A 25486-nucleotide genomic window follows, 5' to 3' on the forward strand; every position below is an offset into this window, starting at 1 on the left:
ACCCTCCTTAACCTAATCCTGATTTAGTACCGCTTTACCCTCTTCTGACTGTTACATCAAAAGAGGGCGTGCGGTCCTTTATAAAATGGAACTTTTAAGCTCCAGCTTGATTATTCTACTCCGACTTCTGAACCTTCTAAATTGAGGCTTAGTTTGTCGCCTGACGTCTCGTCCTCATCGTCCAATTCTCTCATTTCAATTTCCTGCTCGTCACCGCTAAGAATCTTAACATCCATACCCAGGGACTGCAGTTCTTTGATCAATACCTTGAACGACTCAGGAACACCTGGTTCCGGTACATTTTCACCTTTGACAATGGATTCGTACGTCTTCACGCGACCAACCACGTCATCGGATTTCACGGTCAAAATTTCTTGCAATGTATATGCAGCACCGTAAGCTTCAAGCGCCCACACTTCCATCTCCCCGAAACGCTGTCCACCAAATTGAGCTTTACCACCCAATGGTTGTTGCGTAACTAGTGAGTAAGGTCCTGTTGAACGGGCGTGAATCTTATCATCAACCATGTGCGCCAGTTTGATCATGTGCATGACACCAACAGTAACTTCACGTTCGAAGCGTTCACCTGTACGGCCATCATACAATACAGTCTTACCATTACGCTGCATACCTGCTTCTTCCATCGTATCAAACACGTCGTACTCACGCGCTCCGTCAAATACCGGCGTTGCAATGTGAATTCCCAGACGCAATGCGGCCATACCAATATGGACCTCAAGCACCTGTCCGATGTTCATACGAGAAGGAACGCCCAGAGGGTTAAGAACAACCTGTACTGGCGTACCGTCCGGAAGGAACGGCATATCTTCTTCTGGCAGGATACGGGCAACGACACCCTTGTTACCGTGACGTCCGGCCATCTTGTCACCCTCAGAAATCTTACGTTTCTGAGCGATGTAGACACGAACCAATTGATTTACACCAGGAGGCAGCTCATCGCCGTTCTCACGTGTAAAGACTTTAACGTCCACGATAATACCATCACTACCATGAGGAACGCGTAAAGAGGTATCCCGTACTTCACGAGCTTTCTCACCAAAGATAGCGTGCAGGAGACGTTCTTCTGCTGTCAGTTCAGTCACACCCTTAGGAGTAACCTTACCAACCAGAATGTCACCAGCGCTGATTTCCGCACCAATACGGATGATTCCGCGCTCATCAAGATTGCGCAGAGCTTCTTCGCCGACGTTCGGAATATCGCGCGTAATTTCTTCAGGTCCCAGTTTAGTGTCGCGAGCTTCAGATTCGTATTCTTCGATATGAATCGAAGTATATACATCTTCCTTAACCAGCTTTTCACTTAACAGGATCGCATCCTCGTAGTTATAACCTTCCCAAGTCATGAACGCAACGACTACGTTACGGCCAAGAGCAAGTTCGCCCATTTCTGTGGAAGGACCGTCTGCCAGGATATCACCCTTCTTAACAATGTCCCCTCTTTTAGCTAGAGGACGTTGGTTAATACAGGTACCTTGGTTAGAACGCATAAATTTGTGTAATTTATATTTAACGATATCGCCTTTAACTTCCTTGCCTTCGACAGTCTCAACGCGACGCAGCCAAATTTCATTAGCTGAAGAACGTTCGATAATACCGTCATACTTGGAAACGATACATACGCCAGAATCCTTAGCGGATTTATGTTCCATCCCTGTTCCGACCAGCGGAGCTTTTGGAATTAGAAGCGGAACGGCTTGACGTTGCATGTTAGATCCCATCAGTGCGCGGTTGGAGTCATCGTTCTCAAGGAACGGAATAAGCGCCGTAGCGACAGATACAACCTGTTTAGGCGAAACGTCCATGTAATCGACACGATTACTTGGCATCGTTGTAATGTTGTCTGAGTCTTTGTTGTAACGAACGATTACCATATCTTCTTTAAAGGTGCCATCTTCTTCGATCAACACGTTAGCCTGAGCAACTACATAATTATCTTCCTCATCAGCAGTCAGATAGTCAATTTGCTCAGTCACCTTACCAGTCTTCGGATCCACCCAACGATACGGTGCTTCAATAAAGCCGTATTCATTGATGCGGGCAAAGGTGGACAAGGAGTTGATCAACCCGATGTTTGGACCTTCCGGCGTTTCAATTGGACACATCCGACCGTAGTGACTGTGATGGACGTCACGAACTTCAAAGCCCGCGCGTTCACGTGTCAAACCACCAGGTCCGAGTGCGGACAGACGACGTTTATGCGTAAGTTCCGCAAGCGGGTTCGTCTGATCCATAAATTGAGACAGCTGGGAACTACCGAAGAACTCTTTAATGGACGCGATGACCGGACGAATGTTGATCAGAGCCTGTGGCGTAATCGCATTAGCATCCTGAATTGACATTCTTTCGCGAACAACACGCTCCATACGGGACAAACCGATACGGAACTGATTCTGCAAGAGTTCACCCACAGAACGCAGGCGACGGTTACCCAAGTGGTCAATATCATCGGTATTGCCAATTCCGTGAAGCAAATTAATAAAGTAGCTGATTGAGGATATAATATCAGCTTGAGTAATATGCTTAACAGATTTGTCGATGTTGCCGTTAGCAATCAGCTTAATAACCCGGCCTTCTTCAATTGGCGAGAACACGTCAATTGTTTGAAGAGGAATATCTTCGCTGTCCATAACTCCGCCAGTAACACGGTAGTTTTTAAAGGCAACATTCTTTTCGAAATATGGAATCAATTCATCAAGCAGTCTACGATCGACCATTTGGCCGGATTCTGCCAGGATTTCTCCAGTAGAGTCGTCAACCAAAGGCTGAGCAAGACGTTGATTGAAAAGACGGTTCTTAATGTGTAGCTTTTTATTGATTTTGTAACGGCCTACATTAGCTAGGTCGTAGCGTTTTGGATCAAAGAAACGCGCAACCAGCAAACTTTTGGCATTGTCTAGTGTCGGCGGTTCGCCCGGACGCAAACGCTCATAAATCTCAATAAGCGCCTTCTCCGTGGAGTCCGTGTTGTCTTTATCCAGCGTATTGCGAATATATTCATCATTGCCAAGCAATTCCAGAATTTCGGCATCACTACCGAAACCGAGAGCACGCAAAAGTACGGTAACAGGAATTTTACGAGTCCGATCGATACGAACATACATAATGTCCTTAGCGTCGGTTTCAAGTTCCAACCAGGCTCCGCGGTTCGGGATTACTGTGGCGGTGTAGGTTTTTTTGCCGTTCTTATCCACTTTTGTGCTGAAATAGACGCTTGGAGAGCGAACCAACTGGCTGACAATAACCCGTTCCGCACCATTAATAATAAAAGTGCCGGTCTCCGTCATCAGCGGGAAATCTCCCATGAACACTTCCTGCTCTTTAACCTCACCGGTCTCTTTATTAATGAGCCGCACCTTTACACGCAGAGGAGCCGCATACGTTACGTCCCGCTCTTTAGCGTCGTCAACCGTATATTTCGGTTCACCCAGGCTGTAATCAATGAACTCTAGTACCAAATTACCTGTGAAATCCTGGATCGGCGAGATGTCCTGAAACATTTCCCGCAATCCTTCCTCCAAAAACCAATCATAAGATTTTTGTTGGATCTCGATCAGGTTCGGGACCTCGAGTACCTCGTTAATTCTCGCATAGCTCCGCCGAGTGCGTCGACCATACTGAACAAGATGTCCTGCCAACTTTACTCACCCCTCATGTCTACTCACTTAAAAATTGATTGCGAACCCTTGTTTGGAACCGTATAATGGAACCATACTACAAGGATTCAGTCATAAATAAAAGAAAAGCCCTTATCGAAATCTTCGAAAAAAGAGCGCATTTATCCATGACCAAAATACTCCTTATCAAGTAGATTTGCCCAAAACGTACATATTATACGTCACCAAGCAATAGTTTATGCGCTATTATCTATTACCACGTAGCATTCGCTGCGTTAGAGCATAGACAACCAACTCGCAAAAACTTGCCGTGCGGCATGCGCTAGCCGGGCGACAATATATTGCTTGACATTTCAGCAAACTAAAGACATGGAGCCTATCTTAATACTGACATTTTATAATAATACCATTATCACTATCACATGTCAATAACCTATTGTATTTTATTTTTGCGCTTTAATAATACGATAGCCTTTGTCTTTCCCCACTTCTTCCACCATTGAGAACAAGCTTTCTAGTTTTGCCACTGCTGATGGAGCGCCCTGCTTCTTCTGAATTACAATCCACAGATAGCCACCCTCATTTAAGTGTTCATACGCATCTTCAAATATCTTATGCACTACAGCTTTTCCTGCACGAATCGGAGGATTAGTTAGAATCACATCGAACTTCTGCTGCTCATTCAATGCGCCGAGCACATCGCTTTCCATTATCGTAACATTCCGGATTCCATTGTGCTGAGCATTCTCACGCGCCAGTTCTACCGCACGACTGTTAATATCAATCATGGTCACATGTCCTTTGGGAGCTAGGTATGCTGCACTTATGCCAATCGGCCCATAACCACAACCTACATCAAGCACCGCTGAACCGTCCGGAATTATCATAGCTTCAATAAGAACTCGGCTACCGTAATCGATGTCTCCTTTAGAGAATACACCGGCATCGCTCGTAAAACGAAAGCTTTTGCCTCTTAGTACGGTATCAATGCTACGTCTGTCATGACGTACTTCCGGCTGCTGCGAATAATAATGTTGCGACATCTCTTTCCTCCCTTTCCTATTATGTTAGCAGTTGGTATATACGCCCTACTAACTCTATTTATAAAACAAACCCCTTGAACAAGTTCAAGGGGTTTTCAGTAATAGAAGGAATTACTTCACTTCTACAGCTGCGCCTGCTTCTTCCAATTTTGCTTTAGTAGCTTCGGCTTCGTCTTTGCTTACTTTTTCTTTGATTGCTTTTGGTGCGTTGTCTACAAGATCTTTAGCTTCTTTCAAGCCAAGACCAGTGATTTCGCGAACGATTTTGATAACGTTGATTTTGGAAGCGCCAGCGCCTGTCAAAATTACGTCAAATTCGGATTGCTCTTCAGCTACTGCTGCTACCGCACCGCCAGCTGCTACTGGAGCTGCTGCAGTTACGCCGAATTCTTCTTCAATTGCTTTAACCAGGTCGTTCAGTTCCAATACGCTCATGCCTTTAATTGCTTCCAAGATTGCTTCTTTACTCATGATTGAACCTCCATTTTATATTTAAATTTATTTGTGGTATTGATTATGCTGCAAGAGTCAAAGGCTTACGCGCTTTGTTCTTCTTTTTCAGCAACAGCTTTAACTGCAAGCGCGAAGTTGCGCATTGGAGCTTGAAGTACGCTAAGCAGCATGGACAGCAAACCATCGCGGGATGGAAGCTCAGCCAGTGCTTTCAGTTGTTCCGCGTCAATGACACGACCTTCAACTACGCCGCCTTTCAATTTCAAAGCGTCGTTTTTCTTGGCGAAATCGTTCAAAATTTTAGCTGGTGCTACTGCATCAGTTGTGCTGAATGCGATAGCTGTTGGACCAGTCAAAACTTCATCCAATTCACTCAACTCAGCCGCAGCAGTTGCGCGACGTAGCAATGTGTTCTTCAGGACTTGAAACTCAACGCCAGCTTCACGAAGTTGCTTACGTAGTTCAGTCACTTGGGAAACGTTCAATCCACGGTAGTCAGCTACAACAGTCGAAAGACTGTTTTGCAGTTTTGCAGTAACGACGTCAACCGCGTCTTGTTTTGCTTGAATTACTTTTGCATTTGCCAATGTATACACCTCCTGAAAATTTATGTGTCGGCGTTCTTTCCAAGGAAAGCTTCACCGCTCCTACGCAGGCAGTAGAAAAGCCTCCGCAGAATCACGAAGGCTTGATAAAACGAAAGTTATACGAGCGAGCTCGTTACTTCTTGTTTCTATCACAACACCTCGGTAGGAAATTAAGCACTAAGGCACCTACTGTCTACGGTAAGCATATTCAAGGTTAAGATTGATACCTTAAGTTTCACAACTGTTATAGATTATCAAAATTGACTCAAAGAGTCAACCCTTAATTATCTGAAGACGGTTGTGTTCACACGAGCGCTAGGACCCATTGTGGAAGAAATCGAGATGCCTTTAAGGTATACACCTTTAGCAGCAGCTGGTTTCGCACGGTTCAAAGCGTCGATAAGAGCTTTAAGGTTATCGTTCAATTGTGCAGCATCAAAGGACACTTTACCGATTGGCGCGTGAATTTGACCTGCTTTGTCGAGACGGTATTCGATTTTACCGGCTTTGATTTCTTGCACAGCCTTGGAAACATCGAATGTAACTGTGCCAGCTTTAGGGTTAGGCATAAGACCTTTACCACCAAGCAGACGACCCAGTTTACCGACTTCACTCATCATATCAGGTGTAGCTACGCAGACATCAAATTCAAACCAGCCTTGTTGAATTTTGTTGATCATGTCTTGATCACCAACAAAATCAGCGCCAGCAGCTTCTGCCTCTTTCGCTTTTTCACCTTTTGCAAATACAAGCACGCGTTGTGTTTTACCAGTGCCGTGAGGCAGGACAACAACACCACGAACTGCTTGGTCTTGTTTACGCGGGTCTACACCCAGACGAACTGCTGCTTCAACGGTTTCGTCGAACTTAGCAGTCGCTGCCTTTTTCACAAGCTCTACAGCTTCTGAAGGCTCGTAAGTTGCTTCGCTGTTGATCAGCTTAGCAGCTTCTTGGTATTTCTTACCATGTTTAGCCATGAAAATGTTCCTCCTTTGTGGTGTTAGCGGAAATTCCTCCCACATACTTGCGGGTCACGAATGACCGATTCTTCGAAAACTACTAGTCTTCGATTGTGATACCCATACTGCGGGCAGTACCTTCAACCATACGCATTGCAGCTTCAACAGTTGCAGCGTTAAGGTCAGGCATTTTTGTTTCAGCAATTTCACGTACCGCAGCGCGGCCGATTTTTGCTACTTTTTTCTTGTTTGGTTCGCCGGATCCTTTTTCTACTTTAGCAGCGATGCGAAGCAGAACAGCAGCCGGAGGAGTTTTAGTGATGAAAGTAAAGGAACGGTCTTCAAATACTGTAATTTCAACCGGAATGATCAAGCCAGCCTGGTCGGCAGTACGAGCATTAAATTCCTTACAGAATGCCATGATGTTGACACCTGCTTGACCTAACGCCGGACCTACTGGAGGCGCTGGATTCGCTTTCCCTGCAGGAATCTGCAGTTTCACCATTTTAATAACTTTTTTAGCCATGAGTGACACCTCCTTGCAAAAATAGTGGTCTTCGAACGCCAATAGCGCTCTCCCACAAGAAACCCTAGCTTATGTTATATTTTCTCCACTTGAGTGAAATCCAACTCTAGCGGGGTTTCCCGTCCAAACATGTTAACATGCACTTTGATCTTGCTCTTGTCAGCCAAAATTTCTTCCACGGAGCCCACAAAATTCGCAAACGGACCAACCATAATACGTACGGATTCCTTGATTTCGAAATCAATCTTCGCTTTAGGTTCAACCATGCCCATATGCTTCAGAATTTGTTCTACCTCTTCCGGAAGCAAAGCTGTTGGTTTAGACCCTGAGCCTGTCGAACCAACAAATCCAGTAACGCCCGGAGTATTGCGGACAACATACCAGGAATCATCAGTCTGAACCATTTCCACCAAAACATATCCGGGGTAAACTTTACGCATAACGGTTTTTTTCTTACCGTCTTTGTTTACGATTTCTTCTTCCATAGGAACAAGAACGCGGAATATTTTGTCTTCCATGCCCATGGACTCAACGCGCTTTTCCAAATTGGCTTTGACCTTATTCTCATACCCAGAATAGGTATGAACGACATACCATCTTTTTTCCATATCAAGCCACCTGGGACCTCTCTAAATAATCGCTTCAATCACAGCGGAAATACCGATGTCCAGAACCCAGAAGTAAATAGCGACAACTACAATCGTACCGAGAACGATCAATGTATAGTTGGTCAATTCTTTACGACTTGGCCAGCGAACCTTTTTGAGTTCACTCCAGCTCTCAGTGAAAAAGGAAAACATAGACTTGAAACTACGTTTCATGCCGACTACACCTCCACAGACTATCTGGTTTCGCGATGAGGAGTTTGCGAGTTACAATACTTGCAAAATTTCTTCATCTCCATGCGGTCGGGGTGATTTCGCTTGTTTTTGGTAGTCGCATAGTTTCTTTGTTTGCAACTTGTACAAGCCAAAGTGATAATTACCCGCATGATGTGCACCTCCCGAGACGTCCTTCTAATTCACATTAGAAGACGCAAATATTGATCCTAAAAAAAAGCCGCGAATTTAGGCCTACCTAAAACACTTTAGCATAATGTCAAGGTCTGTGTCAACGAAAGAATTCCGTTCTGCACTGGGTAATTCCGGGTTTAGTAGTCATATGGCCGTACCCTGTCTTTGGGTCTATCTCTTCCTCACACTTCGCTGTCTTCCTTACCATTATGGGGTATTCCGTCTGTGTATAAACCTACCTTCAACGGCAACGACTAAAATCGGCTCAAATAGAAATTTATAGTGCAAGCACCTAATTCTATCCGGGTGATTTCAAAAAGACTAAAAAAAAGAACTCGATGTCCGAGCCCTCTCTTGTTCATTATATCATCAATTGTCACGTACTTCTAGATATCTTTCTAATTTCCTTTTTACTCGTTGTAGAGCGTTATCAATAGACTTCACATGCCGCTTAAGATCTTCAGCAATCTCCTGATAGGATCTTCCGTCTAAATACAACATCAGAACCTTGCGCTCCAAGTCACTTAGAATCTCCGCCATCTTATCTTCAAGACCAATGAATTCTTCTTGATTAATAATTAGCTCTTCTGGATCTAGAACCTGTGTTCCACAAATGACATCCATAAGTGTTCTATCAGAATCTTCGTCATAAATGGGCTTGTCCAAGGAAACATAAGAGTTCAGCGGAATATGTTTCTGACGAGTGGCCGTCTTAATAGCCGTTATAATCTGTCGTGTAATGCAGAGCTCAGCAAAAGCCTTAAATGAAGAGAGCTTGTCACCTTTAAAGTCACGAATAGCCTTGTATAGACCAATCATTCCTTCTTGTACAATATCTTCACGGTCTGCCCCGATCAAGAAATAAGAGCGGGCTTTAGCACGTACAAAGTTACGGTATTTATTAATCAAGTGTTCTAATGCGCCACTGTCGCCACCACGGAAAGCCTCGACAATATCTTCATCACTTATGAAATCATACTCAGACAGCATTATTTCCTTGAGGTCGACACTCACCAAGAATCCCCCCGGCTGCAACGCAAGACACATCGTTACTTCGCGAAATATAGGATCAGTATATATTATGTTACCTTCCACCGTCAACCGGAGTTTGTCCAAAATCAATCTAGAATAGCATAAATTGGAATAAAATATTTCCTGATTCTTCCTCGATCTCACTGTCTGCGCCATTTTTCCAGCTTACTGCGCACATCGGGAGGCAGTTTGTCTTCCAAAGAATGACGAGTAGAACTGACACCGCCAGGTTCGATAGCTTTTTTTACTTGTTTTTGATTCTCTTCAATTTCCAGATGCAATTCCCTTGCCGAAATTCGCAATGCACCTTGTGCAAAAATAATATGCTGCTCTATAAAATCACTCGTAGCCACATAGATCTGCCGGCGCCGATTGCTATATTCCCCAACCAGTCGCTCAATGCATTCATCTGCGGTTTCTTTTTCCTTGGTGAAGTACACCTGGACCTTACCCTGGACAAAAGACCTTCCCAACCCCGGAACACGGTATGCATCAAAAACAGCAATAACTCTTCGTCCAGAGAAAGCCTGGTAATCTGCCAGCAAATCCATCAAGCGGTCGCGTGCTTCCTGCATACCAATCTGGGACAGTGCCACAAGTTCCGGCCAGCCACCGATCATGTTATATCCATCCACAAGCAGCACATCGCGCCAGTCGGCCATAGCTATCCCTGCTGTTGCCGGCGGCGTATCACTTCATACATAATGACTCCTGCGGCGACAGAGGCATTTAATGAATTGATCTTTCCGGCCATCGGCAGCTTAAGAAGCACATCACATTTTTCACGAATCAGGCGTCCCATTCCTTTACTCTCATTGCCGATTACAACAGCTACCGGACCCGTGAAAATATCGGATTGGTATAGATTCTGATCGGTATCCACGTCTGTTCCTACTACCCAGACTCCCTGCTCTTTTAGACGGTCAATGGTCTGACCCAGGTTTGTAACCCGGGCAACCGGAACATACTCCACAGCACCCGCGGATGTTTTGGACACGGTCGCAGTTATCTGAGCCGAACGGCGTTTAGGTACGATTACCCCATGTACTCCAGTACAATCCGCCGTCCGCAGAATCGAACCCAGGTTATGAGGATCTTCAATTTCATCAAGCAAAATAAGGAATGCCGGTTCTCCTTTGGCTTCTGCTATAGCTAACAAATCATCCACTTCAACATAGGCAAATGGTGCTGCTTGTGCAACCACCCCTTGATGCTGCACACCTGGTGCCAGTTGATCCAGCTTACGCTTGTCCACATGCTGAATGACAATTCCCGCTTTCCGGGCTTCGGCAACGATGGGTGCTGTCAGATGCTTCTGGGCTGTCTCTGCGATCCATATTTTATTTAATGTACGACCAGCACGAAGCGCTTCAAGCACAGAATGCTTCCCTGCCAATATTTCCTCTTCAGTCTTCAATTCTTCTTCCATGTTCACTTCTCCTATTTTCTATTTCGCCAAAGCCTATCACGGCTGTTTCAACATAAACTGTATACCCTTGTGCACAATTTCTTCTATTCTCTCCTGTTGTCCTGTGTAGTACAAGTAACCAATCAAGCACTCAAAAGCTGTAGCATGACGGTATTCAAGCACATCCGCATTCTTAGGAACACTTCCCGATTTCGCATTTCTCCCCTGACGGGCGACATCCTTCTCCTCTTCCGTGAGACTAGGCTCCAAAAAGTTCAGAATTGCACACTGTGCTTTAGCGGATACCAGCCCTGTAGCAGAACGATGCAAATGGTTCGGACGCAAATTCGGAAGAGATACTAAATACTGGCGAACAGCCACCTCATAGATAGCATCTCCTACATAAGCTAGAACAATAGGCGAAAGTAGTCGCGCAGGTTTGGAAGGCTCATAAGGAAACCATCCGTTATCAAACTTGCGTTCCTCACTCATTTACGACGCCACCGCATTCCTTGTGGAGTATCCTCAAGCAATATGCCCAAGCGGCCTAATTCATCACGGATCTCGTCAGACCGGCTCCAATTCTTATTCTTACGAGCTTCAACCCGCTCGGCGATCAACCGTTCAACTTCTTCACTTGCAATTTCCTCTTCCAGTTCAGGCGTCAAACGCAGCACAGCATTCATTTCGCCAAAAGCTTGCAGTAATGCAGCAAAATCAGCAGGAGCAGCCTCGTTATTCGCAAGCGTATGGTTTGCCAGGCTCACCCAATCGAACATAGCCGTGATCGCATCAGGCGTATTAAAGTCATCCTGCATTCTAGCATGGAAATTGGCCACTATAGCCGACAGCTTATCATTAATCTCTGAGTTGACCTCACCTTGAGCACCATCAGCAGCGAGTTCAAGCCGATGTTTAACGTTACTCTCTGCAAGCGTGATCCGTTCAACGCTCTTTTCGGCGGAAGTCATAGATTCCTCTGAGAAATTCAACGGGTTGCGGTAATGGGTCGATAGCATGAAATAGCGGATAGCTCCTGCTTTAAAACGCTCACGGATGTCTTTTACAAGCCAGCCATTACCGAGCGATTTCGACATTTTCTCGTCTCCGATGTTGATGAATCCATTATGCATCCAGTAATTAGAGAGTGGTTTACCAGTCAGAGCTTCGGTCTGAGCGCATTCGCATTCATGATGCGGGAACTGCAAATCTTGTCCACCACCATGGATATCAATCGTATCTCCCAAGAACTCGCGCGCCATAGCCGAGCATTCAATATGCCAGCCTGGACGTCCGTCTCCCCAAGGGCTACTCCAGTGCACTTCACCAGGTTTGGCTGCTTTCCAAAGCACAAAATCCTCCGGTTTTTCCTTACGTGAGTCCACCTCAACACGGATACCAAACTGCAGCTCATCCAGATTCTGACGAGATAATTTACCGTAGTCTTCAAATTTTGAAGTGCGGTAATATACATCGCCGCCGCTTTCGTATGCGTATCCTTTTTCCTCAAGCTCTTTAATAAATCCAATGATCAGCTCCATGCTTTCCGTTACACGGGGATTCAAGGTTGCCGGTTTAACACCAAGCCCTTCCAGATCCTCACGGTAAGCAGCAATAAAAGTTTCCGCTACCTCTGCTACAGTAGTGTTCATTTCTTCGGCTTTGCGAATCAGTTTATCATCAACATCCGTGAAATTCGTAACATAACGCACCTCATTACCTAACTGCTCCAAGTAATTCCGGACCATATCAAAAACAATTATAGGTCTAGCATTTCCGATATGCATATATCCATAAACGGTTGGACCACACACATACATCTTAACTTTGCCCGGCTCCTGGGGCACAAACTGCTCCTTGCTGCGTGTCATTGTGTTATATATTTGTAAAGCCATCCTTATTCCAGCCCTTTCTGTTCTTCCGGATTCCTTAATACCGGGATGCTTAAATTTCATAGTCACCAATATACTGCTGAGCTTCTGCTATCCGCTGTGCGGTTTTTTGTTTATCTTCTGCGCCAAGCTTTTCCCTAATTTCTTCGATTTCTTTCTGCAAAAACCGCAGTGAATCGACAAGCGGGTCAGGCATCTTCGTATGATCGAGCCGATCGGATACCCGTTCTCCATTACGTTTTACCACACGACCTGGATTCCCTACTACTGTACTGTTGTTAGGCACTTCACGCAACACAACAGCATTCGAACCTATATTTGAATTGTCACCAATACGAAAAGATCCTAAAACCTTCGCACCGGAACCAATAACTACATTGTTGCCAACCGTGGGATGTCGCTTACCTTTTTCTTTTCCGGTTCCTCCAAGCGTAACCCCTTGATAGATTATAACATCATCACCGATTTCGCAGGTTTCTCCGATAACTATCCCCATACCATGGTCAATAAACAGCCTATTTCCGATGACAGCTCCGGGATGGATCTCAACACCAGTCATAAATCTGCTAAACTGCGAAACCATACGAGCCATTGTATACCAGCGGCGTTTGAAAAAAGAGTGGGCGATCCGGTGACCCCAAATGGCGTGCAAGCCGGCATATGTGAAGACAACCTCGAACCAGCTGCGGGCAGCAGGATCGTTATCAAATACCGCCCGAATGTCCGACTTAATATGCTTAAACATCACGGTTCCTCTCTTCTTAACTTCCTTATCTCCTGTTTACAGGTACACAAGAAAGGTATTGTCTCCAGGCCCATCATCCTTATCATACATATGCTGTGAGTGTTCGCTTGGTTTGTTATCTCGTAAAAATATAAGACAAAGAGTATTGTATGAAAATTATTTTTGCTTATATTTAGACAAAAAACGCCCCTGCAGCATAATGCTGCAGAGACGTTTAACCGCGGTTCCACTCTGCTTGAACGAATCAAATGAGCCGCTATTGTAACAAACGGCAGAATTTCTTCATTCCACTTGGCATCATTAACGGCGACGTTCCCGGCGCGATCTAATGAGCCTTAAAAAGGTCATTCAACCGTGCAGCTCACAGGCGCATGTTCTGCCCCGGACAAATGAATAACTCCCAGCCCGAAAGGGTGTCCCTTTCTCGGTTATTCTCTCTGGCAATTGTCTTCAATGGACGTACTTCTCCTGATCACAGCTATTATCATATAATTCTATCTTAGCGCAAAAGACAAGATACTGACAAGGGGGTTTAGTCGTATGAAATACGACCTTAAGCGCCCTTAATTTGTGATTTCAAACGTTCGATAACGCGATTTTTGCCGAGCAAAGCAATGGTTATATTAAGATCACGTCCGTGCGTTTGTCCGGTCAGAGCCACACGAATTGGCATAAAGAGTGCTTTGCCCTTATGACCTGTTTCTTTCTGTACTTCCTTAATCAGAACAGCCATGTTGCTTGCACTGAAATCCTGACAGGCTTCAACTTTAGCCAGGAAAGCAGACAATACCTCAGGGACTTGGCTTTCAGCCAGAACCTGCGCTGCTTCCGTCTCTAACTCTAGGTGACTGCGGAAGAACAGTTCCGATAGCGCCACGATGTCAGAAGCTGCAGTCATCTGCTCTTGATACAACGCGACAAGGCTTTCCGCCCATGTTTGTTGCTCTTCGTTCAGCACAGCAGGTATTTTACCCGCTTTTTGCAGATGTGGAATAGCCAGTGCAGAGATCCGTTTAGGATCAGCATGCTTAATATAATGATTATTCAGATGCGCCAGCTTGTTTTTATCAAATACAGCCGGGCTTTTGGACAAACGGTCCGCATCAAAAATAGAAATAAGTTCTTCTTTACTGAAGATCTCTTCTTCTCCCTCTGGAGACCAGCCAAGCAGAGAAATGAAGTTAACCAGAGCCTCAGGCAAGTAACCCAATTCATCATATTGCTCGATAAACTGAATAACGGATTCATCCCGTTTGCTGAGCTTCTTGTGGTTGTCGCCAACAATAAGCGTCATGTGACCAAATAAAGGTGGCTCCCAGCCTAGCGCTTCATAGATCATAAGCTGGCGGGGTGTGTTGGAAATATGGTCTTCTCCACGCAATACGTGGGTAATAGCCATCAGATGATCGTCAACAGCTACCGCGAAGTTATAGGTCGGAATTCCGTCCTTCTTCACAATAACAAAGTCACCCATTTCTTTTGTGTCAAAAGAAATACTGCCTTTTACGAGATCATCAAACGCATACGTACGATCTTCTGGCACACGGAAGCGAATGCTGGCAACTCGTCCCTCAGCTTCAAAAGCTAGACGTTGCTCTTCAGTCAGATCACGATGTTTGCCAGAATAACGAGGCGTTTCTCCGCGAGCAGTCTGTTCTTCACGTTCCGCTTCCAGCTCTTCCTCTGTGCAATAGCAGCGGTAAGCCAGACCTCTGTCCAGCAAATCCTGCCAATGTACACGATATAAGTCAAGACGTTCTGTCTGACGATAAGGTCCGTACTCTCCGCCCACATCAACGCTCTCATCCCAATCCATACCCAGCCATTTCAAATACTTAAGCTGGCTCTCTTCACCACCAGCGACATTGCGCTTTACGTCTGTATCTTCAATTCTGATAATGAATTTACCGCCTTTATTACGGGCGAACAGATAGTTAAACAGCGCCGTTCTGGCGTTACCTATATGTAAATGTCCCGTAGGGCTCGGTGCGTAACGCACCCGGACTTCATCCGTCATTGTATTCCCTCCGCTTCATATGGTTGAACTTAATTTACTACTTAGACCATCTCAAGATGATATCACATCTTGGAGTAGACAGACAATAGATTGTGCGGCAATTCCTTCGCCGCGTCCGGCAAAACCAAGCTGCTCAGTTGTAGTAGCTTTAACATTCACCTTGGACGGGTCGGCATTAAGCGCACGTGCGATAATCTCGGTCATTTGTGGAATGTATGGAGCCATCTTAGGCTTTTGGGCGATAATTGTTGAATCGATATTTCCCAGCTTATATCCTCGCTCACGAGCAAGTGCCCATACCTCTTCTAATAACTTCAAGCTATCTGCGTCCTTAAAGGCTGGATCTGTATCCGGAAAATGTCTGCCGATATCACCAAGTCCAAGTGCGCCTAGAATCGCGTCACTAACTGCATGCAGCAGTACATCTGCATCGGAATGCCCAAGCAATCCTTTTTCGTAAGGAATCGTAACTCCCCCAATAATACAAGGCCTGCCCTCTACCAGCTGATGCACATCAAATCCTTGTCCTACAGCGATCATGATTGTCCCTCTCCCCTGTTTCTTTCTGTGAATTCTGCATAATCCAAATCATCAGGTGTCGTAATCTTAATATTTCTGTAGCTTCCCTCTACCACAGAAACCGGAATCCCCGCACGCTCCGCCAAGCTGGAGTCATCGGTGCCCAGAAAGCCATCCCGTTCCGCCGCTGCATAAGCCTCCAGCAAATCAGAAAGACGAAAAGTCTGCGGGGTTTGAATCGCCCACAGACTTCGCCGATCCGGCGTAGACAGTACTTGTCCTTCATTATCCACCTGTTTGATCGTATCCTTGACGGGTACAGCAAGAACCGAAGCACCCATCTGCTTCGCTCGTTCGTAGCAAGCCTCAATTTCATTCGGCTGTACAAACGGACGAACACCATCATGTACCATTACCCACTGTGTCGTAAGTTTCAACAACCCTTTATGTACGGAATGCTGACGCTCAGATCCACCAGTTACTATAGCCTTAACCTTGTCCAGCTTATAGAGCTGTATCCATTCCCGGCAGCGTTCAACATCCTCTTCACCGGTTACGAGCACGATTTCAGAGATCAATTCGTGCTGCTGGAATACCTCCAGCGTATGAACGATAATCGGCTTCCCCTGCAGTAACAAATATTGCTTGCTCTCCGCAGTTCCCATTCGCGTTCCTCTGCCTGCCGCCACAATGACGACGCCCACACTGTTTGACATTAATCTGGCTCCTGTCTTTCACGTATAATCCCATCATAACGTGTTTGGCGGGCATTTCCAACCCATAGGACAGTCCCCATACACTTTATCTTCACTTATTGCGCTTTTTCCAAAAGTTTTGGCTTAGCAAATATCATTCGTCCGGCCGAAGTTTGCAGCACGCTAGTGACCAGAACCTCCATCGTAGTCCCGATATATTCCCGTCCGCCCTCTACAACAATCATCGTTCCATCGTCTAAGTAGGCTACACCTTGCCCATGCTCTTTGCCATCCTTAATGACCTGAACTACGATTTCCTCACCAGGCAGCACTACTGGCTTCACAGCATTCGCCAGATCGTTAATATTCAGTACGGAAACGCCCTGCAATTCGCAAACCTTATTTAAGTTGAAATCATTAGTGACTACTTTACCTTGCAGTACCTTCGCCAACTTCACTAACTTACTGTCAACCTCAGAGATTTCTTCAAAATCTCCCTCATAGATCAATACCTTCACATCAAGCTCTTTTTGAATTTTGTTTAGAATATCAAGCCCACGCCGTCCCCGGTTCCGCTTCAACAGATCCGAAGAATCAGCAATATGCTGGAGCTCTTCAAGCACGAATTCAGGTATGACAATGGTTCCCTCAATAAATCCCGTCTTACAAATGTCAGCGATTCTTCCATCGATAATAACACTTGTGTCGAGGATTTTATGTTCCTCAAGCCCGCGGCCTTCCGGCTCAGCCGCTTGGCCCCAGCGTCCAGATGTCCAAAGTGCAGCTAGCTCCTCTTTTTTCTCCAAACCGATCCGCAGTCCCAGGTATCCAAAAGCTAACGTTGCCGGCACTTGCAGCAGCTGCCCAGCTTTCCCCAGCCAGATCATTGCAGGATATAACAAGAGAGATAACAGAAGCCCCCCTGTAAGCCCAGCTGCACTTGCAGCTAATTCATTCATTGGAATACGCGAACAGTAGTGAACCGCCTCCCGCAGTTTTGAACCTCCCCATTCCGCGCATAAAGACCCCGCAAACAAAAAAATAATGGCACCCAGCACCGTAAATAAAATGCTTCCTTCAACAGGTAAGCTTTCACCCAGCTTCTCCATCCCCTTGGGGAATCCTCTTTCGAGCGCATGGTATAGCGAAAAACCTGACCAAGCACCACATATTAAGGCAAAAGACAAAATCACTTTTTTCCACATAACCTAACGCACCTCCTTTTTATTCATCCTAAATGGATCTATTCCTCACCAGTATGTTCCAATTTTCAAGACGATAAACTTGGGGTAGCGCTGGAAATGCAAAAAGGCTTTGCCATCCCCCAGGGAAGACAAAACCTTTGGTCATAATTTATTCAGTTACCTTACCTTTATGGGCCGATTAACCATTCTTGGAGTGATACACTTTATCCTCTGAACGGCTACGACGACGATGACGGCGTCTGGCTGTCAACCGATCAATATTTTGCTTAAAGCCGTATAATGCGTAAATTCCAAGTAAGACAAAGATCAGCTTAGCGATTTGCTCTGGGAACACAACAGCTACAGCCACTGCAACAACAATAACCACTGGCGCTCCAACCACCGCTTTTTTCGGCAATCCAATCTTTTTGAAATTAGGATATTTAACAGTGCTGACCATCAAATAGGATAAGAGCAGTGTAGCAACGATCATAAACGGAGCCGAAACATCTTTATTAAAAAGAGCTAATGTGGCCAGTACACCACCTGCAGCAGGAATTGGCAAACCGATAAAATAACCCGGAACCCCCGGACGAACATTAAAACGGGCTAACCGCAAAGCACCGAACACCGGAAAAATCGCAGTTACTGTCCAGCCTAATGCAGAGTTCAGATCCTGCAGGCTTGAGACGTACAAAATAACGGCCGGTGCGACTCCGAAAGAAACGACATCAGATAAGGAATCCAACTCCTTGCCAAATTCGCTTTCGCATTTTAGAGCGCGAGCTACTCGACCATCTAAGCCGTCTAACAGCATAGCAATAATAACCATGATAGCGGCCATGCTAATCTTACCGTCAAACGCCATCATGATACCAAACATTCCGAGCATCAAATTACCTATCGTAAAAAGACTCGGAATTGATTTTTGTATCATTTCTTCACCTCAATTTTCTAACTTTGGCCTTTAACGTCCCCAATATTACGTGATTGTATGTTATTTACATTTGCCTGTCAATAAGAACTTGCTTCTGTAAACGTTTGAGCCCATCCTGAATATTACGGGCCCGCACCTCCCCAATTCCGTCCACTTCATCCAATTCAGCTATGCTTGCGGACATCAAATTAGGCAGCATTTCAAACCGCTCCACCAGATTGTGAATGATCACATTCGGAAGCCGCGGAATTTTGTTAAGCAGGCGATAACCGCGTGGAGTCACCACTTCTTCAGAGGTAATTGCCGTAGAAGAATAACCCAGTATACGGGCAATATGGTTGTCATCCATCAGATCATCATCGCTTATCCGTTTGAGACCGGCGATAATTTCACGGATTTTATCTTCCTGCTCTTCCTTAGCATAGTCTCTGTATAGAAGCCATGCTTCTTCCTCTGTATTTCCAACCAGTTCTTCCATCTGCATGCTGATCAGGCGTCCTTCGTTGCCCAATTCGTTGATATAGCGTTTGATCTCCATTTTTATGCGCAAAACCATCTCTACACGCTGGATAACACCCACTACTTCAGCAACGGTAACAATGCCCTCATATTCTGAAGCTGACAAATTCGTCAGTCCTTGCGTGAGCACTGCTTTATACTTCTCGAGTGTCTGAATCGCTTGGTTAGCCTTTGCCAAAATTGCGCCGATCTCTTTGAGTGCATAACGTATCGAGCCTTGATAAAGCGTGATGATATTGCGGCGTTGTGAAATGGAAACCACCAGCTTACCCGTTTGCTTCGCTACACGCTCCGCGGTCCGGTGACGGATCCCCGTCTCGATGGATGAGATAGAGGAATCCGGTATAAGTTGTGTATTAGCATACAATATACGCTTTAAATCCTCACTTAGAATAATAGCTCCGTCCATTTTAGCTAGCTCATATAAATAATTGGGCGAAAAATCGCAGTTAATGGAGAATCCGCCATCCACTACGTCCATCACCTCAGGACTGTACCCTACGACAATAAGTGCCCCTGTCTTAGCGCGCAGCACATTCTCCAAACCTTCCCGAAAAGGTGTACCCGGTGCCGCCAGTCTGAGCAGATCATTCATATTCTCTAATTGGTTATATTCTTTCATATCCCTGTGCCCCCTAATCTAACGCGACCGATAGTGCATCTGCTACGGTACTGACGCCAATAATCTGGATATCTTGCGGGTGCTTCCATCCCTTCATGCTCTTCTCAGGCATAATCACCCGCCGGAAGCCAAGTTTTGCGGCCTCCTTAACGCGCATTTCCGCGCGCGAAACGCCTCTTACCTCACCGGTAAGTCCTACTTCTCCGAAGAAAACGTCGTAAGGTTTTGTTGAAATATCACGAAAACTGGAGGCGATACTAATAGCTACAGCTAGATCAATCGCCGGTTCATCCAGCTTTACTCCCCCGGCAACATTAAGGTATGCATCCTGATTCTGCAGGAACATGCCCATCCGTTTCTCGAGTACAGCGATAATAAGTGCCATCCGCTGGTGATCCATGCCTGTGCACATTCGCCGTGGGGAAGGGAAGTGGGTGGCAGCAACAAGTGCCTGAAGTTCTACAAGCACAGGTCTAGTTCCCTCCATACTAGCCACCACAGTAGAACCAGCCACGCCAAGCGGACGTTCCGATAAAAAGAGCTCCGATGGATTCTCTACTTCGGTAAGCCCCGCTTCACCCATTTCGAAAATGCCGATTTCATTCGTAGAGCCAAAGCGGTTTTTTACAGCCCGCAAAAGTCTATACGTATGATGCCGCTCACCCTCAAAATACAGCACGCAGTCCACCATATGTTCAAGCATCCGTGGTCCAGCAATAGCCCCTTCCTTGGTAACATGACCAACGAGAACTGTTGCAATTCCACGAATCTTAGCGATACGCATAAATCTTGTCGTACACTCCCGAACCTGGGTCACGCTGCCTGGCGCACTCGTTACTTCTGGCATAAATACGGTCTGAATAGAATCGATGACAAGAAATTGTGGCTGGATTTGTTCGATCGCTTCTTCTATGCTTTCCATATTTGTCTCACATAGTACATAAAGCTCCGTTGACAACGCATCGAGGCGATCCGCGCGCAGCTTAGTTTGCCTTACCGATTCTTCGCCCGAGATATACAGTACTCGCAATCCCTGTGTTGTAAGGGCGTGCGAGGTCTGTAATAAGAGCGTAGATTTACCGATTCCTGGGTCTCCCCCTACTAGTACCAGCGATCCTGGTACGATCCCCCCACCGAGAACACGGTTAAGCTCACCTATACCTGTCAGTATGCGCGGTTCCTTGTCACTTTCTATACTTATGATCGACTGTGCCTTTTCTTTACTATGAAAAATAGGGGCATTCATTCCCTGTGTTTTGACTACGCTTTCCGTTTCCTCCACCATGGAGTTCCAAGCCTGGCACCCTGGGCATTTCCCGAACCATTTTGGCGATTCGTATCCACAGTCGGTGCAAAAAAATTTTGTTTTTGCTTTAGCCATTTGTTCTCCTTACGGTCCGAACTGTTTACAATTCGGATCATTTTCTTCTAATGAAAGTTTACCATTTCTACCCCTTTAACGAAAGGTCATTCGGTATTTGCATTAAATGTATATTTTAAATTGATCTATTTCCAATAAAAAAAGCTTCCGCTCCTCTATAAATCAGGAGCGAAAGCCTTGTTTATTTTATTCGGATTCTACTTCTTTTTCAAGCGCTGGCGCTACTGGAGCGTCCACTTTAGTCACCACAAGTTCTCCGCCGACCTCATCAATATTGAGGGAATCACCCTTTTGGATATTTCCTCTCAACAATTCCTCAGAAAGACGGTCCTCAATATGCTTCTGAATTGCCCGGCGCAATGGACGTGCACCAAAGGCTGGGTCATAACCTTCTTTAGCCAAGAAGGCCTTCGCTGCATCCGTGAGTATGAAATCAACATCATATTCACGCAGGCGCTTGCGGAGCTCATCAGACATCAACGTAACGATCTCAGCGATATGTTTCTCATCGAGTGAGTGGAAGACGATGATTTCGTCGATCCGGTTCAAGAACTCTGGACGGAAGCTCTTCTTGAGCTCTTCCATAACCTTGCCCTTCATATTGCCGTATTCTGCTCCTGCATCTTGCACAGCCGTGAATCCAAGTGTCGAATTCTTCTTGATTGCCTGTGCGCCTACGTTAGAGGTCAGAATGATAAGTGTATTACGGAAGTCAACTACCCGGCCTTTAGAGTCGGTAAGGCGACCATCTTCAAGCACTTGCAGCAAAATGTTGAATACTTCCGGATGCGCTTTTTCAATTTCATCAAGCAGTACTACAGAGTATGGTTTACGACGTACCTTCTCTGTTAATTGGCCGCCTTCTTCATAGCCGACATATCCAGGAGGGGCACCAACTAAACGGGACGTGGAGTGCTTCTCCATGTATTCCGACATATCAATACGAATGACCGCATTCTCATCGCCGAACATAGCTTCAGCAAGCGCACGTGCCAACTCAGTTTTACCTACACCCGTAGGACCGAGGAAGATAAACGAGCCCATTGGACGTTTCGGATCTTTAAGACCCGCACGCGCCCGGCGCAATGCCCGGCTGACAGCCTTAACAGCTTCGTCCTGACCAATCACTCGTTCATGCAGCAGAGCCTCCATGTTAAGCAGACGGTCGGTCTCTTCTTCCTTCAGCTTGCTTACAGGGATCCCCGTCCAGCTTGCTACAACCTGTGCGATATCTTCAGGAGTAACTTCAGAATCCGTGCGTCCTTGTTTTTCTTTCCACTGGTTCTTAGTCGTATCAAGCTCTTCACGGATTTTTTGCTCCGTATCACGCAGGGCAGCCGCTTTCTCAAACTCTTGGCTCTGAACAGCGGAATCCTTCTCCTTGCGGATATCATCCAAGCGCATTTCTAGTTCCTTCAGATTTGGCGGGATAGTGTAAGAGTGAAGCCTTACTTTAGACCCTGCTTCATCGATAAGGTCAATGGCTTTATCCGGCAGGAAACGATCCGGAATGTAACGATCAGACAGCTTTACAGCTTCCACGATAGCTTCATCCGTAATTTTCACACGGTGATGTGCTTCATAACGATCACGAAGTCCAAATAGAATTTGTACCGCTTCTTCTGGAGACGGCTGATCCACCGTAATTGGTTGGAAACGACGCTCCAAAGCTGCATCTTTTTCAATATATTTACGATATTCATCCAGCGTAGTCGCACCGATGCACTGAAGTTCTCCGCGGGCTAAAGCCGGCTTAAGAATGTTAGATGCATCAATAGCACCTTCTGCGCCACCAGCACCGATCAGCGTATGAAGCTCATCGATAAAGAGTACGATATTCCCCGCTTGGCGAATCTCATCCATGATTTTCTTGAGGCGGTCTTCAAACTCACCGCGATATTTAGTACCAGCCACTACAGAACCCATATCGAGCGTCATTACGCGTTTGTCGCGCAGTGTTTCTGGAATTTCATTATTAATGATCTTTTGGGCCAGGCCTTCAGCAATAGCTGTTTTACCAACCCCAGGTTCACCTATCAACACGGGGTTGTTCTTCGTCCGGCGGCTCAGTACCTGAATAACACGTTCAATTTCCTTGCTACGACCGATAACCGGATCCAGGTTGCCATCCTTGGCATAAGCCGTCAAATCGCGTGCTAGGCCGTCTAGAGTCGGTGTGCTGACATTAGCAGGTGTTCCGCTATGACTGGATGCAGCCTCGCTGCTTCCCAGAAGCTGAAGCACTTGCTGACGAGCTTTGTTCAAGCTGATGCCGAGGTTATTAAGCACACGAGCCGCGACACCTTCTCCTTCACGAATAAGTCCTAGCAGAATATGCTCAGTGCCGACATACGTATGTCCCAGCTTGCGGGCTTCGTCCATCGACAACTCGATTACTTTTTTGGCGCGAGGAGTATAAGCAATGTTCGTAGGTTGTTCTTGGCCTCTGCCAATCAGTGTCTCCACTTCGTCCTGGATTTTCTCAAGACCCAGACCCAAAGCGATTAATGCTTTAGCAGCAATGCCGTCTCCTTCACGAATAAGTCCTAGCAAAATATGTTCTGTGCCAATATTGTTGTGTCCTAAACGAACAGCTTCTTCCTGCGCTAGAGCTAGCACTTTTTGTGCGCGTTCCGTAAATCTTCCAAACATCATATCTCCTGCACCTCCATGAATAATAAATATCTATATTAAAGTTGTGTTCCCAGTGTTTCTCGGAGCAGTTTCGCCCGATACATATCCCGTTCAGTGGCGTTCATCTCGTCACCGAACATTTTTTGCAGAAATCCTGGCTGTGTCTTAACGTTAAGCTCATTAAGCACGGAAATCGAAGGGCCTTCCAGTATGCCAAGGTCGACCCCAAGTCTCACATCAGACAGCCGTTGTGCGGATTCTTTAAGCTCCATTAGAGCTGCATAACACAAAATCCCATAAGATCTTTTCACTCGGTCTGTAATTCTTAAAGCGGAATCTACCAGCAGCCTTTCACGGGCATTTCGTTCATGCTCTATAATCTGGGTGACTACACTGTGAAGGTTCTCGATGATTTCACTTTCCGTTTGACCGAGAGTAATCTGATTGGAAATTTGAAAGATGTTCCCTACTGCTTCGCTGCCCTCACCATAAATTCCTCTTACAGTCAATCCCACTTGATTCACTGCTGACAATATGCGATTGATCTGTTGGGTCATTACTAGTGCTGGCAAATGCAGCATTACTGAGGCACGCAGCCCTGTACCCACATTGGTGGGACAACTGGTCAAGTATCCTCTTTTATCATCAAAAGCGTAATTAACAGCCGATTCGAAGATATCATCGATGGCTGTCGCACGTTCCCATGCTTCTCTTACCTGAAGACCCGGGAACAGACATTGGATCCGCAGATGGTCTTCTTCGTTAATCATGATGCTGACCGACTCATCTTCATTTAATATCACAGCTGCACCACGTGAATCATTAGCCAGATTAGGACTGATGAGATGTTTCTCGACCAATACCTTTTTGTCCAGTTCATTCACTTCAGCAAGCTTTATCAGTTGAAAAGATCCGAATTCGGCAGCAGTTTCCCCATGAAACACAGGGGCCAGCAGCTCTAATACTTCTTCCGATTGCTCTAAGGAAGCAAGCATAGGGAATGGAAGATGCTCTAAGTTACGTGCAATACGCATACGGCTGCTAATTACAATCTCGGAGTGACTGCCTCCCGAGCGCATCCAATCACTAAGCGCTTGTTCAGTAAATCGGAGACTTGACATGTCATATCCCCCCTATATATCAAAGACTTTACTCTTGTGCCATTTCTTTTTCAAGTTGGCGAATTTGATCCCGCAGCTCTGCCGCAGTTTCGAATTCCTCCTGTGCGATACTTTGCTGTAATTCCAGCTTCAATTCATCAATTTGCCGTTTGAACACAATCTGTGCTCCAGCACGTTTGGGAATCTTGCCTACATGCGAAGTGCTGCCATGCACCCGTTTAAAGAGCGGGTCCAGTGCACTGTTAAAATATTTATAACAGGAGCTGCAGCCAAAACGACCCAATTTGCTAAACTGCGAGTACGTCATCCCACAATTCTCACATTGCAGACTCTGCGTAGTCTTCGTAGCAGCCGTCTTTTCCTTACCGGCCCCTTCAAGATCAAGCAGACCGGACAGCAAGCTGTGAATGGAGAATCCTCCAGCAGTTCCCGGGATCAGTTCACCCTTCTCCCGCGCACAGCTCTCGCAGATATGAAATTCTGTCTTCTCTCCATTCACGATCTTGGTGAAATGGAGTGTTGCTGGCTTGACGCCACATTCCTGACATTGCATAAGCGAAAGCC

At 45.9% G+C, this 25486-nt stretch carries 25 protein-coding genes and 1 other annotated feature; all 25 genes read right to left on the reverse strand.

The window, feature by feature from the left end; all coding sequences use genetic code 11:
• Window positions 1-110 precede the first annotated feature (110 nt).
• The 25 genes from rpoB to NYE35_RS28430 all read right to left on the reverse strand — a co-directional run bounded on the left by rpoB (window position 111) and on the right by NYE35_RS28430 (window position 25475).
• Window positions 111-3656, reverse strand: coding sequence for a DNA-directed RNA polymerase subunit beta (rpoB, locus tag NYE35_RS28310; protein ID WP_038573461.1), 3546 nt, complete (start codon window positions 3654-3656; stop codon window positions 111-113).
• 422 nt (window positions 3657-4078) lie between these two features.
• Window positions 4079-4678, reverse strand: a complete 600-nt coding sequence (locus NYE35_RS28315; RefSeq protein WP_038573463.1) for a class I SAM-dependent methyltransferase — start codon at window positions 4676-4678, stop codon at window positions 4079-4081.
• Window positions 4679-4789: 111 nt separating this feature from the next.
• Entirely contained in the window at window positions 4790-5149 is a 360-nt protein-coding gene (gene rplL / locus NYE35_RS28320) for a 50S ribosomal protein L7/L12 (RefSeq protein WP_036680508.1), read from the reverse strand.
• A 65-nt stretch (window positions 5150-5214) separates the two neighbouring features.
• Window positions 5215-5718, reverse strand: a complete 504-nt coding sequence (rplJ, locus tag NYE35_RS28325) for a 50S ribosomal protein L10 (RefSeq protein WP_076099619.1) — start codon at window positions 5716-5718, stop codon at window positions 5215-5217.
• Between the two features lie 64 nt (window positions 5719-5782).
• Window positions 5783-5935, reverse strand: a sequence feature (ribosomal protein L10 leader region).
• A 67-nt stretch (window positions 5936-6002) separates the two neighbouring features.
• The gene (rplA, locus tag NYE35_RS28330; protein WP_036680504.1) at window positions 6003-6695 is read right to left on the reverse strand and encodes a 50S ribosomal protein L1; all 693 of its coding nucleotides are present in this window, start codon (window positions 6693-6695) and stop codon (window positions 6003-6005) included.
• 82 nt (window positions 6696-6777) lie between these two features.
• Window positions 6778-7203 (reverse strand): 50S ribosomal protein L11, encoded by a 426-nt coding sequence (gene rplK, locus NYE35_RS28335; RefSeq protein WP_036680502.1) that lies wholly within the window; start codon window positions 7201-7203, stop codon window positions 6778-6780.
• A 74-nt stretch (window positions 7204-7277) separates the two neighbouring features.
• Window positions 7278-7811: a transcription termination/antitermination protein NusG gene (gene nusG / locus NYE35_RS28340; protein WP_036680499.1), complete on the reverse strand. Its 534-nt coding sequence runs from the start codon at window positions 7809-7811 to the stop codon at window positions 7278-7280.
• Between the two features lie 21 nt (window positions 7812-7832).
• On the reverse strand, window positions 7833-8024 hold the full coding sequence (gene secE, locus NYE35_RS28345) for a preprotein translocase subunit SecE (protein ID WP_036680497.1): 192 nt from the start codon (window positions 8022-8024) through the stop codon (window positions 7833-7835).
• A gap of 20 nt (window positions 8025-8044) precedes the next feature.
• Window positions 8045-8194, reverse strand: coding sequence for a 50S ribosomal protein L33 (gene rpmG / locus NYE35_RS28350; RefSeq protein WP_076099620.1), 150 nt, complete (start codon window positions 8192-8194; stop codon window positions 8045-8047).
• 391 nt (window positions 8195-8585) lie between these two features.
• A complete protein-coding gene (gene sigH / locus NYE35_RS28355; RefSeq protein ID WP_036680496.1) occupies window positions 8586-9230 on the reverse strand; it encodes an RNA polymerase sporulation sigma factor SigH in 645 nt (214 codons plus the stop codon).
• 158 nt (window positions 9231-9388) lie between these two features.
• Window positions 9389-9910: an NYN domain-containing protein gene (locus NYE35_RS28360; RefSeq protein WP_036680494.1), complete on the reverse strand. Its 522-nt coding sequence runs from the start codon at window positions 9908-9910 to the stop codon at window positions 9389-9391.
• Window positions 9911-9912: 2 nt separating this feature from the next.
• Window positions 9913-10677: a 23S rRNA (guanosine(2251)-2'-O)-methyltransferase RlmB gene (gene rlmB, locus NYE35_RS28365; protein WP_076179553.1), complete on the reverse strand. Its 765-nt coding sequence runs from the start codon at window positions 10675-10677 to the stop codon at window positions 9913-9915.
• A gap of 36 nt (window positions 10678-10713) precedes the next feature.
• Entirely contained in the window at window positions 10714-11148 is a 435-nt protein-coding gene (locus tag NYE35_RS28370) for a Mini-ribonuclease 3 (RefSeq protein WP_038573467.1), read from the reverse strand.
• The gene (gene cysS / locus NYE35_RS28375; RefSeq protein WP_076099625.1) at window positions 11145-12551 is read right to left on the reverse strand and encodes a cysteine--tRNA ligase; all 1407 of its coding nucleotides are present in this window, start codon (window positions 12549-12551) and stop codon (window positions 11145-11147) included. Before cysS ends, NYE35_RS28370 begins: the two co-directional genes overlap by 4 nt.
• A 49-nt stretch (window positions 12552-12600) precedes the next feature.
• Window positions 12601-13293 (reverse strand): serine O-acetyltransferase, encoded by a 693-nt coding sequence (gene cysE / locus NYE35_RS28380; RefSeq protein WP_036680489.1) that lies wholly within the window; start codon window positions 13291-13293, stop codon window positions 12601-12603.
• 553 nt (window positions 13294-13846) lie between these two features.
• Window positions 13847-15310 (reverse strand): glutamate--tRNA ligase, encoded by a 1464-nt coding sequence (gltX, locus tag NYE35_RS28385; RefSeq protein WP_341122291.1) that lies wholly within the window; start codon window positions 15308-15310, stop codon window positions 13847-13849.
• A gap of 51 nt (window positions 15311-15361) precedes the next feature.
• On the reverse strand, window positions 15362-15850 hold the full coding sequence (gene ispF, locus NYE35_RS28390) for a 2-C-methyl-D-erythritol 2,4-cyclodiphosphate synthase (protein ID WP_036680486.1): 489 nt from the start codon (window positions 15848-15850) through the stop codon (window positions 15362-15364).
• Entirely contained in the window at window positions 15847-16545 is a 699-nt protein-coding gene (gene ispD / locus NYE35_RS28395; protein ID WP_036680484.1) for a 2-C-methyl-D-erythritol 4-phosphate cytidylyltransferase, read from the reverse strand. Before ispD ends, ispF begins: the two co-directional genes overlap by 4 nt.
• 95 nt (window positions 16546-16640) lie before the next feature.
• Window positions 16641-17729 carry a PIN/TRAM domain-containing protein gene (locus NYE35_RS28400; RefSeq protein ID WP_036680481.1) on the reverse strand — a complete coding sequence of 363 codons (1089 nt, stop codon included), beginning with the start codon at window positions 17727-17729 and terminating at the stop codon, window positions 16641-16643.
• A gap of 178 nt (window positions 17730-17907) precedes the next feature.
• Window positions 17908-18645 carry a CDP-diacylglycerol--serine O-phosphatidyltransferase gene (gene pssA, locus NYE35_RS28405; RefSeq protein ID WP_036680477.1) on the reverse strand — a complete coding sequence of 246 codons (738 nt, stop codon included), beginning with the start codon at window positions 18643-18645 and terminating at the stop codon, window positions 17908-17910.
• Window positions 18646-18709: 64 nt separating this feature from the next.
• Window positions 18710-19786, reverse strand: coding sequence for a DNA integrity scanning diadenylate cyclase DisA (disA, locus tag NYE35_RS28410; protein ID WP_036680475.1), 1077 nt, complete (start codon window positions 19784-19786; stop codon window positions 18710-18712).
• 13 nt (window positions 19787-19799) lie between these two features.
• Complete coding sequence (gene radA / locus NYE35_RS28415) at window positions 19800-21167, reverse strand: DNA repair protein RadA (protein ID WP_036680472.1); 1368 nt, start codon at window positions 21165-21167, stop codon at window positions 19800-19802.
• A gap of 186 nt (window positions 21168-21353) precedes the next feature.
• On the reverse strand, window positions 21354-23822 hold the full coding sequence (gene clpC, locus NYE35_RS28420; protein ID WP_341122292.1) for an ATP-dependent protease ATP-binding subunit ClpC: 2469 nt from the start codon (window positions 23820-23822) through the stop codon (window positions 21354-21356).
• A gap of 35 nt (window positions 23823-23857) precedes the next feature.
• Window positions 23858-24922, reverse strand: coding sequence for a protein arginine kinase (locus tag NYE35_RS28425; RefSeq protein ID WP_076225055.1), 1065 nt, complete (start codon window positions 24920-24922; stop codon window positions 23858-23860).
• Between the two features lie 28 nt (window positions 24923-24950).
• Window positions 24951-25475: a UvrB/UvrC motif-containing protein gene (locus NYE35_RS28430; RefSeq protein WP_036680467.1), complete on the reverse strand. Its 525-nt coding sequence runs from the start codon at window positions 25473-25475 to the stop codon at window positions 24951-24953.
• Between the last annotated feature and the right edge of the window lie 11 nt (window positions 25476-25486).

It is taken from the genome of Paenibacillus sp. FSL L8-0494, from assembly GCF_038003695.1.
Taxonomy (GTDB): domain Bacteria; phylum Bacillota; class Bacilli; order Paenibacillales; family Paenibacillaceae; genus Paenibacillus_AQ; species Paenibacillus_AQ odorifer.